Below are 14,449 nucleotides of genomic sequence, written 5' to 3'. Positions count from 1 at the left end.
CTCCCCCGGTATGCACGCGTGCGTCGCGCGGCAAACCGGATGGAGGGGCAGGTGTCGGCAACGCCACACTCGCGGGATTCGCCGGTCGCACAACACGACAATAAAACAGTCGCAATAAAACGCGCCGGCTAATCGTTCAATTAAAGCTGTTTAAAGGTTACCGTCGAGGAACGCGGTGAGCTGCGACTTCGACAGCGCGCCGACCTTCTGTGCGGCGACTGCGCCGTTCTTGAAGAGAATCAGCGTCGGGATACCGCGCACGCCGAACTTGACCGGCGTGGACTGATGCTCATCGACGTTGATCTTCGCGATCTGCAGGCGGTCTGCGTAGTCTTTTGCGACTTCGTCGAGGATCGGTGCAATCATTTTGCACGGGCCGCACCATTCCGCCCAGAAATCGAGCAGTACGGGTTTATCCGATTTCACAACGTCCTGTTCGAACGATGCGTCGCTGATGTGCTTGATTTGTTCGCTCATTGTCTGAATACCTCATCCGGTTCGAGGCCCGCCTGAATGCTCGCCACGATACATCAAAACTGAAGAAAATCTCCGTTCGCTTTACCGCAAAGAAAGGCTCAACCGAATGACGTTCGAGGGTCTGTGGGGACTGGCTGCTAAGAACCTGCGAAGGCGCTCGGCGCTTGGCTTTACGGGTCACTTGCACGCAGTTTAGCCTAATTCGCTATGTGCTGCCCGTGGTGATAGTACCCATCGCGGACAGCAGGAGCGGCGCGTTGCAGCGGGTTTGCCGCAACCCTCTGCCGTTCCTTTCCGCACCTATCTGGAGATGGTGGCGGCGAACACAAGGGTTAGGAGATTTGCCGCCGCGATGATAGAATGCGACGTGACGGGCCTCCTCGCATGGAGGTGCGGTCAACCTGGTCAGGTCGGGAACGAAGCAGCCACAGCCGTTTTCCACCAGTGCCGAGGGTCGGGCTCGTCACCTTCCTGTTTTCTCCTGTTTCCACTTCCTCTGCATGTTGCACGTCGCGTTCCGCGTCGCTGGTTCTATCTTGTTCCAGGCATGTCCGTCGACGCGTTTGCGTCCACCTCGCTTTCTCCAACTCGCTTTCTTTTAATTTGCGCGCGATTTTCGCCCTGGCCGCTTTTGCGTGCGGGCACGCGCGAGACGCCTCACGCTAATGACCATTTTCTATCGGGCCATTAGCCAAATACAATAGAGCGCTCAAGCCCGTTTCTCGCATTCGCTTTGCTGCCTACGGCCGAACCGGCTTTGTGCCGATGCGTTGCTGATACAATTTCCCGATGACCTATCAAGTTCTCGCACGCAAGTGGCGGCCGAAAGATTTCGCGTCGCTCGTCGGACAGGAGCACGTGGTGCGCGCGCTCACGCATGCGCTCGATGGCGGCCGCCTGCATCACGCTTATCTGTTCACCGGCACACGCGGCGTCGGCAAGACGACGCTGTCGCGCATCTTCGCCAAGGCGCTCAACTGCGAAACCGGCGTTACCGCCACGCCATGCGGCGTGTGCCGCGCGTGTCGCGAGATCGACGAAGGGCGCTTCGTCGATTATGTCGAGATGGATGCGGCGAGCAATCGCGGGGTCGACGAAATGGCGGCGCTGCTCGAGCGCGCGGTCTATGCGCCCGTCGATGCGCGCTTCAAGGTCTATATGATCGACGAAGTGCACATGCTGACGAACCATGCGTTCAACGCGATGCTGAAGACGCTGGAAGAACCGCCGCCGCACGTCAAGTTCATTCTGGCGACCACCGACCCGCAGAAAATTCCCGTCACGGTGCTCTCGCGCTGCCTGCAGTTCAATCTGAAGCAGATGCCGGCCGGCCATATCGTGTCGCACCTCGAGCGGATTCTCGGCGAGGAGCAGATCGCATTCGAAGCGCAGGCGTTGCGATTGCTCGCGCGCGCAGCGGACGGTTCGATGCGCGATGCGTTGTCGCTGACCGACCAGGCGATTGCGTATTCGGCAAACCAGGTGACCGAAGAAGCCGTGCGCGGCATGCTCGGAGCACTCGATCAAAGCTACCTGATCCGGCTGCTCGACGCGCTCGCGGCGAACGACGGCCCCGCAGTGCTCGCGGTGGCCGACGAAATGGCGCTGCGCAGCCTGTCGTTTTCGACGGCGCTGCAAGACCTCGCGAGCCTGCTGCACCGGATCGGTTGGGCGCAGTTCGCGCCGTCGTCGGTGCTCGACGAATGGCCCGAGGCCGGCGACGTGCGGCGTTTTGCCGATGCGTTGAGTCCCGAGCAGGTGCAACTGTTCTATCAGATCGCGACGATCGGCCGAAGCGAACTCGGTCTCGCGCCTGACGAATACGCGGGCTTTACGATGACCCTGCTGCGCATGCTCGCCTTCGAACCGGCAGCCAACGGCGGCGGGGGCGCGGCGGGCGGTGGGCCGGCAACCGCGGCGCGGCCCGGTGGCCAGCAAAGCGGGGCGGCCGGCGGCCGGCGCGCGGGCGCGCCCGCGGTGACGGCGCAGCAGACCGTTGTGCCGCAGGTGCCGCTGGAGCGCCGTATGGCATCGGCCGACGCGCAGGCAGCGGATGTCGTGTTCGATGCGGCGAATGCGGACGGGTCCGCTGCTGCTGACGAGACGGCTGCGACGCGCGAGCCGGCGCATGAAGCGCGCGGACAGCAAGCAGCATCGGTTCCGGCGGGCGCGAGCCACGCGTTGTCGGGTGGCGACGCCAATGCAGCGGAAACCGTCGTTCAGGAAACCGTCGTTCAGCAAGACACGCTGGCCGCGCATGCCACAACGGCTTCGACGCCCGCACGAACCGAAGCGCCGACACCACCCGTTTCGGGCTCGGAAAATTCCGAGGGTGCCGGAAGCGGTGCGCAGACCGCCGACGTTGATACGAATGTCGGTGCGAAGTCGGGCGCTGACGCATCCGGCGCAGTCGAGCCGGCCCCGGTCCCAGCCGCATCTGCCGCGGTCGTGCAACAGCGTTTCATCGACGCGGCGGCGCAAGCGCAGGACCCGGAGCCGGCGCCTACGTCATCTTCGACACAACCGTCAACGCAACCGGCCGACGGTGCGCCGCGTCGCGGCGGCGCGAGTGCGGCACTCGACGTATTGCGCAATGCGGGCATGAAGCTGGCGGGCGGCAGCAGGCCGAATGCGTCGGCGTCAGCGGCGCCTGCAAAAGCCGCACCGGTGCCGCCGAAGCCCGCTGCGCCGCGCGTGGTGGTACCGACGCCCGACCCCGCGCGGCGCGCCCAGGCACAGGCTCAGCAGCAGGACAACGCGTCATCCCGCGCCGCTTCGTCGCGCGCGGGTGCAAACGCCGGTGCGGGCAGCAGCGCCACGGTGCCGCCCTGGGAGGACATCCCGCCGGACGCCGCGGGCGCACTCGACGACTACGTCCCGCTGTCCGCGGACGACGCGTTTTTCGCGCCGCCCGACGACGGCTTCGCACCGGTTTTCGACAGCGGCGCCAACGATCTCCGCGTGAGCCCGGCCACCGCGCCGGCGCCGGTCGTCGACACGCGTCCGTTGCCGCCGGCCGTGCCGCTCGACGCACTCGGCTTTCACGGCGACTGGCCGATGCTTGCCGCCGGTCTGCCGCTCAAGGGTATTTCGTATCAGCTCGCGTTCAACAGCGAGTTGATGGCGCTCGACGGCACGACGCTCAAGCTCAACGTGCCGGTTCCGCAATACGCGGACGCGGCGCAGGTCGCAAAGCTGAAGGCCGCGCTGGCCGAGCGGTTGGGCCGTCCGGTCGAGGTCGTCGTGGAAGTCGGCCCGGCGCGTCGCACGGCGGCCGCGCTCGACGCCGCGGCGCGCGCGCAACGCCAGCAGGAAGCCGAGCGCGAGATCGGCGCAGACCCGTTCGTGCAGTCGCTGATCCGCGAGTTCGGCGCGAGCATCGTGCCGGGCTCGGTCCGCCCGTTGATGCCGGCGGCGCAGGGCGGCGCGGGTGGCGCGAGCGCCGCACACTGACCCACGCCAAAGGCAGAACCGGACAACCCGAAGCAAAGCAGTCGAATCGAACCGCCGAAACAAACCACACCGGCCCGAACCGGGACAGTATTGGAAACCCGAAGCGCGAGCATAAAGCGCAAATCCAAAGCGAACTTGCGGCGCTTGAGCGACACTGAAGCGTTGCGCGCATCCCATACGATCAAGAAGGAGCACGTCCATGATGAAAGGCCAACTCGCGGGACTGATGAAGCAGGCCCAGCAGATGCAGGAAAACATGAAGAAGATGCAGGAGGAGCTCGCGCAGATCGAGGTCGAGGGCCAGTCGGGCGCCGGTCTCGTGAAGGTGACGATGACCTGCAAGAACGACGTGCGCCGCGTGTCGATCGATCCGTCCTTGCTTGCCGACGACAAGGACATGCTCGAGGATCTCGTCGCGGCCGCGTTCAACGATGCGGTGCGCAAGGCCGAGACGACCGCACAGGAGAAGATGGGCAGCATGACCGCGGGTATGCCGTTGCCGCCGGGCTTCAAGCTGCCTTTCTAAATTACGGTTTTCAATCCGAGCCCGGCATTTGCGCCAGAAATCCGCATGAAACAACCGTCCGCCTTGTCGGCGCTCGTCGAAGCGCTGCGCGCACTGCCCGGCGTCGGGCCGAAGTCCGCGCAGCGCATCGCCTATCACCTGATGCAGCACGATCGCGACGGCGCGCAGAAGCTCGGCCGGTCGCTGCTCTATGCGACCGAGCATCTGCAGCACTGCGAGAAGTGCAATACGTTCACCGAAGCGCAGATCTGCGAAGTCTGCAGCGATCCGGAGCGCGATCCGACGCTGCTGTGCGTCGTCGAAACACCGGCCGACCAGATCATGCTCGAGCAGACCATGACCTACCGCGGCCTTTACTTCGTGCTGATGGGGCGTCTGAGTCCGCTCGACGGCATCGGTCCGAAGGAGATCCACTTCGATCGCCTCGTCAGGCGCGCCGCCGACGGCGTGGTCAAGGAAGTCGTGCTCGCGACCAACTTCACGAACGAAGGCGAAGCGACTGCGCATTATCTCGGGCAGACGCTGAAAGCGCGCGGCCTGTCGGTCACGCGCCTCGCGCGCGGCGTGCCGGTCGGCGGCGAACTCGAATATGTCGACGCGGGCACCATCGCGCGGGCGATGCTCGACCGGCGTTCGATGTAGGTCGATGCAGTTCGAAGTTCGACGCAGTTCGATGTAACCCATGATCGAAGGACACCCATGAACGCGACGAACGCTTCTCACACCGCTCACGCAGGCGGCCCGCTCGCAGGCGTGAAGGTGCTCGAACTCGGCACCCTGATTGCCGGTCCGTTCGCCGCGCGCTTTCTCGGCGAATTCGGCGCGGATGTGATCAAGATCGAAGACCCGAAGGGCGGCGATCCGCTGCGCAAATGGCGCAAGCTGTATCCCGAGGCAGGCGGCACATCGCTGTGGTGGGCCGTGCAGGCGCGTAATAAAAAATCGGTGACGGTCAACCTGAAGGCCGAAGAGGGCAAGGAAATCGTGCGGCGTCTCGCGAAGGAAGCGGACATCGTCATCGAAAATTTTCGCCCGGGGCTGCTCGAGAAGCTCGAACTCGGCTACGACGTATTGTCGGCCGGGAACCCCGGTCTCGTCATGGTGCGGCTCTCCGGTTACGGTCAGAGCGGCCCGTATCGCGATCGTCCCGGATTCGGGGCGATCGCCGAAGCGATGGGCGGCTTGCGGCACATTACCGGTTACCCCGATCTGCCGCCGCCGCGCATCGGCATTTCGATCGGCGATTCGATCGCGGCGCTGCACGGCGTGATCGGTGCGCTGATGGCGATGCATCACCGGCAGGTGAACGGCGGCAAAGGCCAGGTCGTCGATGTCGCGCTGTACGAGGCGGTCTTCAACATGATGGAGAGCGTCGTGCCCGAGTACGGCGTCTATGGCATGGTGCGCGAACGCACGGGCGCGTCGCTGCCCGGTATCGTGCCGTCCAATACGTATCCGTGCCGCGATGGCAGCATCGTGATCGGCGGCAACAGCGATCCGATCTTCAAGCGGCTGATGCTGGCGATCGGCCGCGACGATCTGGCGAACGACCCCGAGCTTGCGCATAACGATGGACGTGTGCCGCGCACGCAGGAAATCGACGGCGCGATCGCCGCGTGGCTCTCGACGCGCACGATCGACGAGGCGCTCGCCGTGCTGAATGCAGCCGACGTGCCGGCCGGCCGCATCTACAGCGTCGCGGATATGTTCACCGATCCGCAGTACCTCGCGCGTCAGATGATCCAGACCTTCAAGTGGCAGGACGGTCAGGAGATCGCGCTGCCCGCGGTGACGCCGAAGTTTTCGGACACGCCCGGCGACACGCGCTGGCTCGGTCCGCAACTCGGCGAACATACCGACGAGGTCCTGCAATCGCTGGGGTATGATGCGGACCACATCGCAAGGTTGCGTGCGCAACAGGTCGTCTGACTCGAGCGCTGCAAGCGCACACCGCAAGCACAAGTAGAAAAGAAACGGAGATTGCAACGATGCAACGCAGAACCTTTCTGGCCGGCACCGCGGCGCTCGCGGGCACGGCGATCGCAGCCCATTCGCCGTTCGCGTTCGGGCAAGCGAAACTCGAGACGCGCAAGGTCGCGATCGCGGTCGGCGGCAAGAACCTTTTCTATTACTTGCCGCTGACTATCGCGGAGCGGCGCAACTACTTCAAGGACGAAGGGCTCGACGTCGAAATCTCCGATTTCGCGGGCGGTTCGCAGGCGTTGAAGGCGGCCGTCGGCGGCAGTGCCGATGTGGTCTCGGGCGCGTTCGAACACACGCTGCTGCTGCAGGCGCAGCATCAGATGTTCCGTGAATTCGTGCTGCAGGGACGCGCGCCGCAGATCGTGCTGGCCGTGTCGAAGAAGACAATGCCGAACTACAAAACGATCGCCGATCTGAAAGGCAGGAAGATCGGCGTGACCGCGCCCGGTTCGTCGACGGCGATCATGGCGAGCTTCGTGATCGCGAAAGCGGGACTGACTGCGAAGGACGTGTCGTTTATCGGAGTCGGCGCGGGCGCCGGCGCAGTCGCCGCACTGCAGGCCGGACAGATCGACGCGCTCGCCAATCTCGATCCGGTGATGACGAAACTCGAGCGCGCGGGCGACATCCGCGTGATTTCCGATACGCGCACGCTTGCCGATACGCACGCGGTGTTCGGCGGCGATATGCCGGCCGGTTGCCTGTATGCGTCGCAAAGCTTTATCGACAAGCATCCGAATACGACGCAGGCGCTAACCAATGCGATGGTGCGCGCACTCAAATGGCTGCAAACGGCGAGCGACAACGACGTCGCCAATGCCGTGCCCGAGTCGTATCTGCTCGGCGACCGCGCGTTGTATATCGCGGCCTGGCAGCACGTGAAGCCGGCGATTTCGCCCGATGGACTGATGCCTGCCGATGGTCCCGCAACGTCGCTGAAAACGCTGCAGGCGTTCGATGCGACCGTGCAAGGCAAGCCGATCGATCTGTCGAAAGCGTGGACCAACGACTTCGTGAAGAAGGCGCTCGCGACGGTCAAGGCCTAGGTGCGCGACGATGACGGTCCCGGCACTCGCGCTCGACAACATCACCTGCACCTTCGCTTCGCGCGACGAACGCGGCGCGCGTTACACCGCTGTCAAAGATGCAACGCTGCATATCGCGCCCGGCGAGTTCGTCTCGGTGGTCGGCCCGACCGGCTGCGGCAAGTCGACCCTGCTGAACGTCGGCGCCGGTCTGCTTGCGCCGTCGGCGGGTTCGGTCAGCGTGTTCGGCGAACCGTTGAGCGGCATCAACCGCCGCGCGGGCTATATGTTTCAGGCCGACGCGCTGATGCCGTGGCGTTGCGCGCTCGATAACGTGATGGCCGGGCTGTCGTTCCACAACGTGCCGCGCGCCGAAGCGCGCGAACGCGCGCAAGCGTGGCTCAAGCGCGTCGGTCTGGGCGGTTTCGGCGACCGTTATCCGCATCAGTTGTCGGGTGGCATGCGCAAGCGCGTCGCGATGGCGCAGACGCTAATTCTCGATCCCGACATCGTGCTGATGGACGAGCCGTTCTCGGCGCTCGATATCCAGACGCGCCAGCTCATGGAAAACGAACTGCTCGACCTGTGGGCCGCGAAGCGCAAAGCCGTGCTCTTCATCACGCACGATCTCGACGAAGCGATCGCGATGTCCGATCGCGTCGTCGTGCTGTCGGCAGGTCCGGCGACGCGGCCGATCGGCGAATTCGCCATCGATTTGCAACGCCCGCGCGACGTCGCCGAGATCCGCTCGGATGCGCGCTTCGTCGAACTGCATGCGCGGATCTGGGGCGTGCTGCGCGATGAGGTACTGAAGGGCTATCAGCAACAGCTGAAAGCGGTATGAGCGGCGCACGCGTGAACAGCGAAAGGACCTGACGACCGATGTGGAAGATGCTGCGTCCGAACCGGGCGAACCTCGTGATCTGGCAGTGGCTGCTGCTCGTGCTGTGCTTCGTGCTCTGGTACGTGCTGACGAGCCCGACGCTCTTGCCCGCGTTCTATTTCGACGACCCGAACAAGGCTGCGTTCCTGTTCGGCGAGCCGCAGAAAGTCATCGTGCGAATCTGGCAGTGGTTCACGTCGGGCGAAATCTATATTCACTTGTGGATCACGCTCGTCGAGACCGTGCTCGCGTTCGTGATCGGCACTGTGCTCGGGCTCGCGGTCGGCTTGTGGCTCGCGCTGGCGCCCGTTGCGAGCGCGTTGTTCGACCCGTACATCAAGGCCGCGAATTCGATGCCGCGCGTGATTCTGGCGCCGATCTTCGGCGTATGGTTCGGTCTTGGGATTGGATCGAAGGTCGCACTTGGCGTGACACTCGTGTTTTTTATCGTGTTCTTCAACGTCTATCAGGGCGTCAAGGAAGTGAGCCCCGTCGTGCTCGCGAATGCGCGGATGCTCGGTGCGAATCGTCAGCAGCTGTTGCGCAATGTATATCTGCCTAGCGCGATGAGCTGGGTGTTTTCGAGCTTGCACACGTCGGTCGGGCTCGCCTTCGTCGGCTCGGTGGTCGGCGAATATCTGGGCTCCGCGCGTGGCGTCGGTTATCTGATTCTGCAGGCCGAGGGCACGTTCGATATCAACACCGTGTTCGCCGGCATTCTCGTGCTGACAGCGTTCGCGCTGATTCTCGACGGTATTGTCGGCGTGATCGAGCGGCGTTTCATGAAGTGGCAGCCGGCGAGCGGCGAAACCGACAAGCTGTGAGCGTGAGGTGATCTCCGATGACAGCGTGCGCCGTTAGCGCGCATTCAGTGATCGCCCGGTGCGGCCCCGGTGCGGGCCCGGGCATCTCAGCGGCCCCCCAGTGCTTCCTCAGTGCTTCCTCAGCGCCCCCCAACAATGCGTATGCAATTCTCGCTGGGGCCCTCAAGGCGTGATCACCACTTTCCCCACCACGCGCCGCGCCGCAATATCGTTGAGCGCCTGCGCCGCTTCTTCCAGCGCATAGTGCGCCGATACGAACGGCCGCAGCTTGCCGCTTCTGATCCATCCGGTCATTTCGACAAAAGCGGCGGCCTCGCGCTCGGGCTCGCGCTTCGTGAACTCCCCCCAGAACACGCCGACGATACTCGCGCCCTTGAGCAGTGCGAGATTGAGCGGCAACTTCGGGATCTCGCCGTTCGCGAAACCGACCACCAGATAGCGGCCGCGCCAGCCGATGCTGCGAAACGCGGGCTCGGTGTAGACGCCGCCGACCGGATCGTAGATCACGTCGGGGCCGCGCGCGTCGGTCAGCGCCGCGATGCGCTCGCGCAGGTCGTCGGTCGCATAGTCGATCGTCGCATCGGCGCCGTGCTCGACGCATACGGCGAGCTTTGCCTCGCTCGATGCCGCCGCGATGACGCGCGCGCCGAGCGCCTTGCCGATTTCGACCGCCGCGAGGCCGACGCCGCCCGCCGCACCGAGCACGAGCAAGGTTTCGCCGGCCTTCAGCGCTGCGCGGTCGGCGAGCGCATGGTACGACGTGCCGTAGGTCAGCGAAAACGCAGCGGCGATGTCGAACGGCGCATCGTCGGGCAACGGCACGCAGGCGTTGGCGGCCGCGCGCGCCTGCTCTGCATGGCCGCCGTGCGCGACATAGGCGACCACGCGCATGCCCGGTTTCAGGCGTGTCACGCCTTCGCCGGTCGCCCGCACGACGCCCGCGACTTCGGCGCCGGGCGAGAAGGGCAGCGGCGGCTTCAACTGATACCGGTTCTCGATGATCAGCACGTCCGCGAAGTTGACCGTGGCCGCCTTCACGTCGATGACGACCTCGCCGGCCTGCGGTTGCAAATCCGGCAGTTCGTCGAGCGTGAGCATATCGGGCGGCCCGTATCGATGACAGCGGATGGCGCGCATGACGTCTCCTTTGAGCGGTGTTCGCAGACGGGCACAGGTGGGCGGACGCAGCGAGTGTAAAGCAGGCTCGAACGACCGTGCGCGTCGTGCCGCCGGCGTTCGTGTCGCGCAGTGTCATGGCGTGTGTCGCGGCGCGCTTGCCGACGTGCTTGCCAATGTGTTTGCCGACGTGCTTTCCATCGTGCGGCACATGCCCGTTGCGCGCATGTCGCGCGGGTGCCGCGCGATCGGCAATCGCACCATGCCATGTCGTTCGCGTGCCTTGTTTCCTCGGTTACAATCGCCGGATGCGAATCCTACTCAGCAACGACGATGGTTATCTGGCGCCGGGTCTGGCGGCGCTTTACGAAGCGCTGAAGCCGCTTGCCGACGTCACCGTGATGGCGCCCGAGCAGAACTGCAGTGGCGCATCGAATTCGTTGACGCTGTGGCGGCCGTTGTCGGTGCTGCGTTCCGCGAACGGCTTCTATTACGTGAACGGCACGCCGACCGACTCGGTTCACATCGCACTGACCGGCATGCTCGACCATACGCCGGACCTCGTGGTGTCGGGCATCAACAACGGTCAGAACATGGGCGAAGATACGCTGTACTCCGGCACCGTCGCCGCCGCGACCGAAGGCGTGATGTTCAACGTGCCCGCCATCGCGTTCTCGCTCGTCGATAAAGACTGGGCGCATCTCGAATCGGCGGCGCGTGTCGCTGCCGAAATCGTCAAACATTATCTCGACGCGCCGTTGCCGGGCCATCCGCTTCTTAACGTCAATATTCCGAACTTGCCGTACGAACAGTTGCGCGAGTGGCGCATCACGCGGCTCGGCAAGCGGCATCCGTCGCAACCGGTGATCCGGCAGACCAACCCGCGCGGCGAACCGATCTACTGGATCGGCCCGTCCGGCAGCGCGCGCGACGCAAGCGAAGGCACCGACTTTCACGCGGTCTCGCAAGGTTACGTGTCGATCACGCCGCTGCAGCTCGATCTCACGCATACCGAGATGTTGCCCGCCACGCGCGACTGGGCGCACGCCGGGAGCAGCGCTTCATGACGGGCGAGCGCGCAAAGCGCTTCCCGCTAGGCCTCGAAGACCTGGTGCGCGAACCGCGCCGGAGCGAAGCGCGTTCGGGTGACGCGCGCCCGGCGAAAACCGCGGTGCTGGATGGCCGTTTATCGGGCGGTCCCGGGGCGGGCGGCAATTCCGGTACGGCTTCGTCTATCGGCGCCGGCGCGCGAGGCGCACGCGTGGGGGTGACCGCCAAACGCAACGAGCCTGCGGACAGCTCAGCCAAACGCATCACGAGCGGCACTGCGAGCGGCATCACGAGCGGCACCGCGAGCACGCGCCAGCAACCGGCGCTAAGGCTGCCGGCTTCGCCCGAGCGCGCCGGCGCGCCGAATGTACCCTTGAACCGTGCGCATGCGCTGACGTCGGAACGGGTCCGCGAACGCATGGTCGAACGGCTGCGAGCCAACGGGGTGGCGGACCCGCGCGTGCTGGACGCGATGGCAACGGTGCCGCGTCACATGTTCGTCGATCCAGGCCTTGCCACCCAGGCTTACGAAGACGCGGCGCTGCCGATCGGCCATCACCAGACTATCTCGAAGCCGTCGGTAGTCGCACGGATGATCGAACTGGCTGCCGCAGGGCGCGAACTCAACAACGTGCTCGAAATCGGCACCGGCTGCGGCTATCAGGCGGCGGTGCTGAGCCAGCTCGCGCGCGACGTGTATTCGATCGAGCGCATCAAGCCGTTATACGAGCGAGCGAAGACGAATCTGCGGCCACTGCGTATTCCGAATATTCGCTTGCATTACGGCGACGGCCGCATCGGTTTGCCGGCGGTGGCGCCGTTCGACGCGATCGTGATCGCGGCGGCCGGTCTCGACGTGCCGCAGGCCTTGCTCGAACAACTGGCGATCGGTGCGCGTCTCGTCGCGCCGGTCGGCACCCAGGACGGTCAGACGCAGGTGCTCACGCTCGTCGAACGCACGGGGCCCGCGCAGTGGCGGGAGTCGCGGCTTGATCGCGTTTTCTTTGTACCCTTAAAATCCGGAGTGATTTGAATCCGATGACTATCAGTAAGCTGCGCACGATGCAAAGAACCAGCACGAATGTCCGTCTGACCGTGGCTCAACGTGGTGTGTGCGTATTCGCGCTGTCGCTGCTCGCGGCCTGCGCGACGCGCCTGGACAATGCGCCGGTCGTCGATCGCTCCGGCGCGCTCGGCACCGAAGCCTCGCAACAGGCGGCGGTGCAGCCGCCGGCGCCGCTCGGCCCGCCGCCTCCGGGTTATTACCGGGTGAAGCCCGGCGACACGCTGTATCGGATCGCGCTCGAAAACGGCCAGAATTATCGCGATATCGCGACGTGGAACAATCTGACCAACCCGAATCAGATCGAAGTCGACCAGTTGCTGCGTGTGGCGCCGCCGGGCACGACGCCGACGGCGGCCACGCCGGGCGTCGCGACGGCGCCGATTGCCGGCGGTGCGGTGCAAAGCGCGCCGATCGCCGGCGCGGCCGCCGGTGGCGCGCCGGCTGCTGCGGGCGTCGCGCAGCCGCCGCTTTACGGCGCAACCAGCAACGCGCCCGGCGCGACGGCCACGACCATTCCGCCCCAGCCGCCGGCCGCCACGAGCGACGCGGCGGCGGCCGCGGGCAATGTGACATTCGCGTGGCCGGTGCGCGGACCGCTGCTCAACACGTTTGACGATTCGAAAAACAAAGGTTTGAATATTGGCGGAACCATCGGGGAACCGATCAAGGCTTCCGCGGACGGCCGGGTCGTTTATGCCGGAAATGGGCTGCGCGGTTACGGCAATCTCATTATCATCAAGCATGATGCAACGTACCTTACCGCCTATGCACATAACAGCGCTTTGATGGTAAAAGAGGGGGACGCGGTGACGAAGGGGCAGACAATTGCCCAGATGGGCAACAGCGATTCGGACCGTGTGATGTTGCATTTCGAAGTTCGCCGGCAGGGCAAGCCTGTCGACCCACTGAAGTATTTGCCGCCGCAATAAGCGATTACGACCATGCCGAAATCGAAGCGCCAACCACCGCAAGCCGAGACTGAGACGATCAGCCGTGCCACGCATGTATCGGTGGAAGACACGGGCGCTTCGGACCAGGACGACGACAGCATCGACGACCTCGACAACGGGGCCTCCGATTCCGAGGACAGCCGTTCCGGCGACGACGGCGAAGGCTCGGAAGGGCGCGAAGGCACAAACGACGCCCCGTCGGACGCCGACGACTTTCGCGCACTGCTGCAGGCTGAACTGACCGCCGATACGATCCAGCACTATCTGAACCGGATCAGCGTCAAGCCGCTGCTCACGGTCGAGGAAGAGCAGCGTTTTTCGCGCCTCGCGAAGGCTGGCGAGTTCGAGGCTCGCCAGGTCATGATCGAGCGCAATCTGCGGCTCGTCGTCAGTATCGCGAAGGGCTATCTGAACCGGGGCGTGCCGCTGCTCGATCTGATCGAAGAGGGCAATCTCGGCCTGATGCACGCGATCGAGAAGTTCGACCCGACGCGCGGCTTCCGTTTCTCGACATACGCCACCTGGTGGATTCGCCAGAGCATTGAGCGCGCGATCATGAATCAGGCGCGCACGGTGCGGCTGCCTGTGCATGTAATCCGCGAACTGAACCAGGTGCTGCGCGCCAAGCGCCATCTGGAAAAGAACTCGATGAATTCGGGCGAAGCGGCGGACCGCCGCGACGCGAGCATCGACGACATCGCGTATCTGACCGGTAAAACCAGCGACGAAGTGACGGACATCCTCGCGCTGAACGAGCACACGGCGTCGCTCGATGCGCCGCTCGATCTCGACCCGGCCAGCAGTCTGCTCGATCTGTTGTCCGACGACCAGAGCCAGTCTCCCGATGCCGAAGTCCAGCATCGCGAACTGGAAACGCTTACACGCGCATGGCTTGCGCGCTTGTCCGACAAGCACCGCCATGTGATCGAGCGCCGTTTTGGCCTGAACCACATCGAGCCGGCCACGCTCGAGGAACTGGCCGACGAAATGGGCCTGACACGCGAACGCGTGCGGCAGATCCAGCAGGAAGCGCTAGTGCGGCTCAAGCGTTTCTTCGCGTCCAATGGCGTACGCAAGGACGCCGTTCTCTAACCTG

The 14,449-nt window shown here is 64.6% G+C and carries 13 protein-coding genes and 1 other RNA gene; 12 read left to right on the top strand and 2 right to left on the bottom strand.

Annotation, left to right across the window (positions count from 1 at the left end; all coding sequences use genetic code 11):
* Window positions 1-150: 150 nt before the first annotated feature.
* Window positions 151-477 carry a thioredoxin TrxA gene (gene trxA, locus BTO02_RS12600; protein WP_006048864.1) on the bottom strand — a complete coding sequence of 109 codons (327 nt, stop codon included), beginning with the start codon at window positions 475-477 and terminating at the stop codon, window positions 151-153.
* A 369-nt stretch (window positions 478-846) separates the two neighbouring features.
* Between trxA and ffs the strand changes: the two genes are divergently transcribed.
* The 8 genes from ffs to BTO02_RS12560 all read left to right on the top strand — a co-directional run bounded on the left by ffs (window position 847) and on the right by BTO02_RS12560 (window position 9,171).
* Window positions 847-945, top strand: an RNA gene (gene ffs / locus BTO02_RS12595) — signal recognition particle sRNA small type.
* Window positions 946-1,266: 321 nt separating this feature from the next.
* Window positions 1,267-3,930 carry a DNA polymerase III subunit gamma/tau gene (locus tag BTO02_RS12590; RefSeq protein WP_075157315.1) on the top strand — a complete coding sequence of 888 codons (2,664 nt, stop codon included), beginning with the start codon at window positions 1,267-1,269 and terminating at the stop codon, window positions 3,928-3,930.
* 199 nt (window positions 3,931-4,129) lie between these two features.
* The gene (locus tag BTO02_RS12585) at window positions 4,130-4,456 is read left to right on the top strand and encodes a YbaB/EbfC family nucleoid-associated protein (protein ID WP_075157314.1); all 327 of its coding nucleotides are present in this window, start codon (window positions 4,130-4,132) and stop codon (window positions 4,454-4,456) included.
* A gap of 45 nt (window positions 4,457-4,501) precedes the next feature.
* Entirely contained in the window at window positions 4,502-5,098 is a 597-nt protein-coding gene (gene recR, locus BTO02_RS12580) for a recombination mediator RecR (RefSeq protein WP_075157313.1), read from the top strand.
* A 57-nt stretch (window positions 5,099-5,155) separates the two neighbouring features.
* Complete coding sequence (locus tag BTO02_RS12575) at window positions 5,156-6,385, top strand: CaiB/BaiF CoA transferase family protein (RefSeq protein ID WP_075157312.1); 1,230 nt, start codon at window positions 5,156-5,158, stop codon at window positions 6,383-6,385.
* Between the two features lie 59 nt (window positions 6,386-6,444).
* Window positions 6,445-7,485 carry an ABC transporter substrate-binding protein gene (locus BTO02_RS12570; protein WP_075157311.1) on the top strand — a complete coding sequence of 347 codons (1,041 nt, stop codon included), beginning with the start codon at window positions 6,445-6,447 and terminating at the stop codon, window positions 7,483-7,485.
* A 10-nt stretch (window positions 7,486-7,495) separates the two neighbouring features.
* Window positions 7,496-8,308, top strand: coding sequence for an ABC transporter ATP-binding protein (locus BTO02_RS12565; RefSeq protein WP_075157310.1), 813 nt, complete (start codon window positions 7,496-7,498; stop codon window positions 8,306-8,308).
* A gap of 38 nt (window positions 8,309-8,346) precedes the next feature.
* A complete protein-coding gene (locus BTO02_RS12560; RefSeq protein WP_075157309.1) occupies window positions 8,347-9,171 on the top strand; it encodes an ABC transporter permease in 825 nt (274 codons plus the stop codon).
* A 162-nt stretch (window positions 9,172-9,333) separates the two neighbouring features.
* Here BTO02_RS12560 and BTO02_RS12555 read toward each other — a convergent pair whose 3' ends face one another.
* Complete coding sequence (locus BTO02_RS12555; RefSeq protein ID WP_075157308.1) at window positions 9,334-10,308, bottom strand: NADPH:quinone oxidoreductase family protein; 975 nt, start codon at window positions 10,306-10,308, stop codon at window positions 9,334-9,336.
* A gap of 287 nt (window positions 10,309-10,595) precedes the next feature.
* Between BTO02_RS12555 and surE the strand changes: the two genes are divergently transcribed.
* Genes surE through rpoS form a run of 4 tightly spaced genes read left to right on the top strand, consistent with a single transcriptional unit; the run spans window position 10,596 to window position 14,445 of the window.
* Window positions 10,596-11,354 carry a 5'/3'-nucleotidase SurE gene (gene surE / locus BTO02_RS12550; protein ID WP_075157307.1) on the top strand — a complete coding sequence of 253 codons (759 nt, stop codon included), beginning with the start codon at window positions 10,596-10,598 and terminating at the stop codon, window positions 11,352-11,354.
* Entirely contained in the window at window positions 11,351-12,370 is a 1,020-nt protein-coding gene (locus BTO02_RS12545; RefSeq protein ID WP_075157306.1) for a protein-L-isoaspartate(D-aspartate) O-methyltransferase, read from the top strand. Before surE ends, BTO02_RS12545 begins: the two co-directional genes overlap by 4 nt.
* Window positions 12,371-12,381: 11 nt before the next feature.
* Entirely contained in the window at window positions 12,382-13,332 is a 951-nt protein-coding gene (locus tag BTO02_RS12540; protein ID WP_075158828.1) for a peptidoglycan DD-metalloendopeptidase family protein, read from the top strand.
* Between the two features lie 12 nt (window positions 13,333-13,344).
* On the top strand, window positions 13,345-14,445 hold the full coding sequence (gene rpoS, locus BTO02_RS12535; protein ID WP_075157305.1) for an RNA polymerase sigma factor RpoS: 1,101 nt from the start codon (window positions 13,345-13,347) through the stop codon (window positions 14,443-14,445).
* The last annotated feature ends 4 nt before the right edge of the window (window positions 14,446-14,449 follow it).

The organism is Paraburkholderia sp. SOS3, from assembly GCF_001922345.1.
Lineage (GTDB): Bacteria > Pseudomonadota > Gammaproteobacteria > Burkholderiales > Burkholderiaceae > Paraburkholderia.
This window is presented reverse-complemented; position numbering and strand designations above follow the sequence as displayed.

Excerpts from the sequence above, each read along its gene's own strand:
- trxA (WP_006048864.1), bottom strand. The coding sequence starts at position 477 with ATGAGCGAACAAATCAAGCACATCAGCGACGCATCGTTCGAACAGGAC.
- BTO02_RS12590 (WP_075157315.1), top strand. The coding sequence starts at position 1,267 with ATGACCTATCAAGTTCTCGCACGCAAGTGGCGGCCGAAAGATTTCGCG.
- BTO02_RS12585 (WP_075157314.1), top strand. The coding sequence starts at position 4,130 with ATGATGAAAGGCCAACTCGCGGGACTGATGAAGCAGGCCCAGCAGATG.
- recR (WP_075157313.1), top strand. The coding sequence starts at position 4,502 with ATGAAACAACCGTCCGCCTTGTCGGCGCTCGTCGAAGCGCTGCGCGCA.
- BTO02_RS12575 (WP_075157312.1), top strand. The coding sequence starts at position 5,156 with ATGAACGCGACGAACGCTTCTCACACCGCTCACGCAGGCGGCCCGCTC.
- BTO02_RS12570 (WP_075157311.1), top strand. The coding sequence starts at position 6,445 with ATGCAACGCAGAACCTTTCTGGCCGGCACCGCGGCGCTCGCGGGCACG.
- BTO02_RS12565 (WP_075157310.1), top strand. The coding sequence starts at position 7,496 with ATGACGGTCCCGGCACTCGCGCTCGACAACATCACCTGCACCTTCGCT.
- BTO02_RS12560 (WP_075157309.1), top strand. The coding sequence starts at position 8,347 with ATGTGGAAGATGCTGCGTCCGAACCGGGCGAACCTCGTGATCTGGCAG.
- BTO02_RS12555 (WP_075157308.1), bottom strand. The coding sequence starts at position 10,308 with ATGCGCGCCATCCGCTGTCATCGATACGGGCCGCCCGATATGCTCACG.
- surE (WP_075157307.1), top strand. The coding sequence starts at position 10,596 with ATGCGAATCCTACTCAGCAACGACGATGGTTATCTGGCGCCGGGTCTG.
- BTO02_RS12545 (WP_075157306.1), top strand. The coding sequence starts at position 11,351 with ATGACGGGCGAGCGCGCAAAGCGCTTCCCGCTAGGCCTCGAAGACCTG.
- rpoS (WP_075157305.1), top strand. The coding sequence starts at position 13,345 with ATGCCGAAATCGAAGCGCCAACCACCGCAAGCCGAGACTGAGACGATC.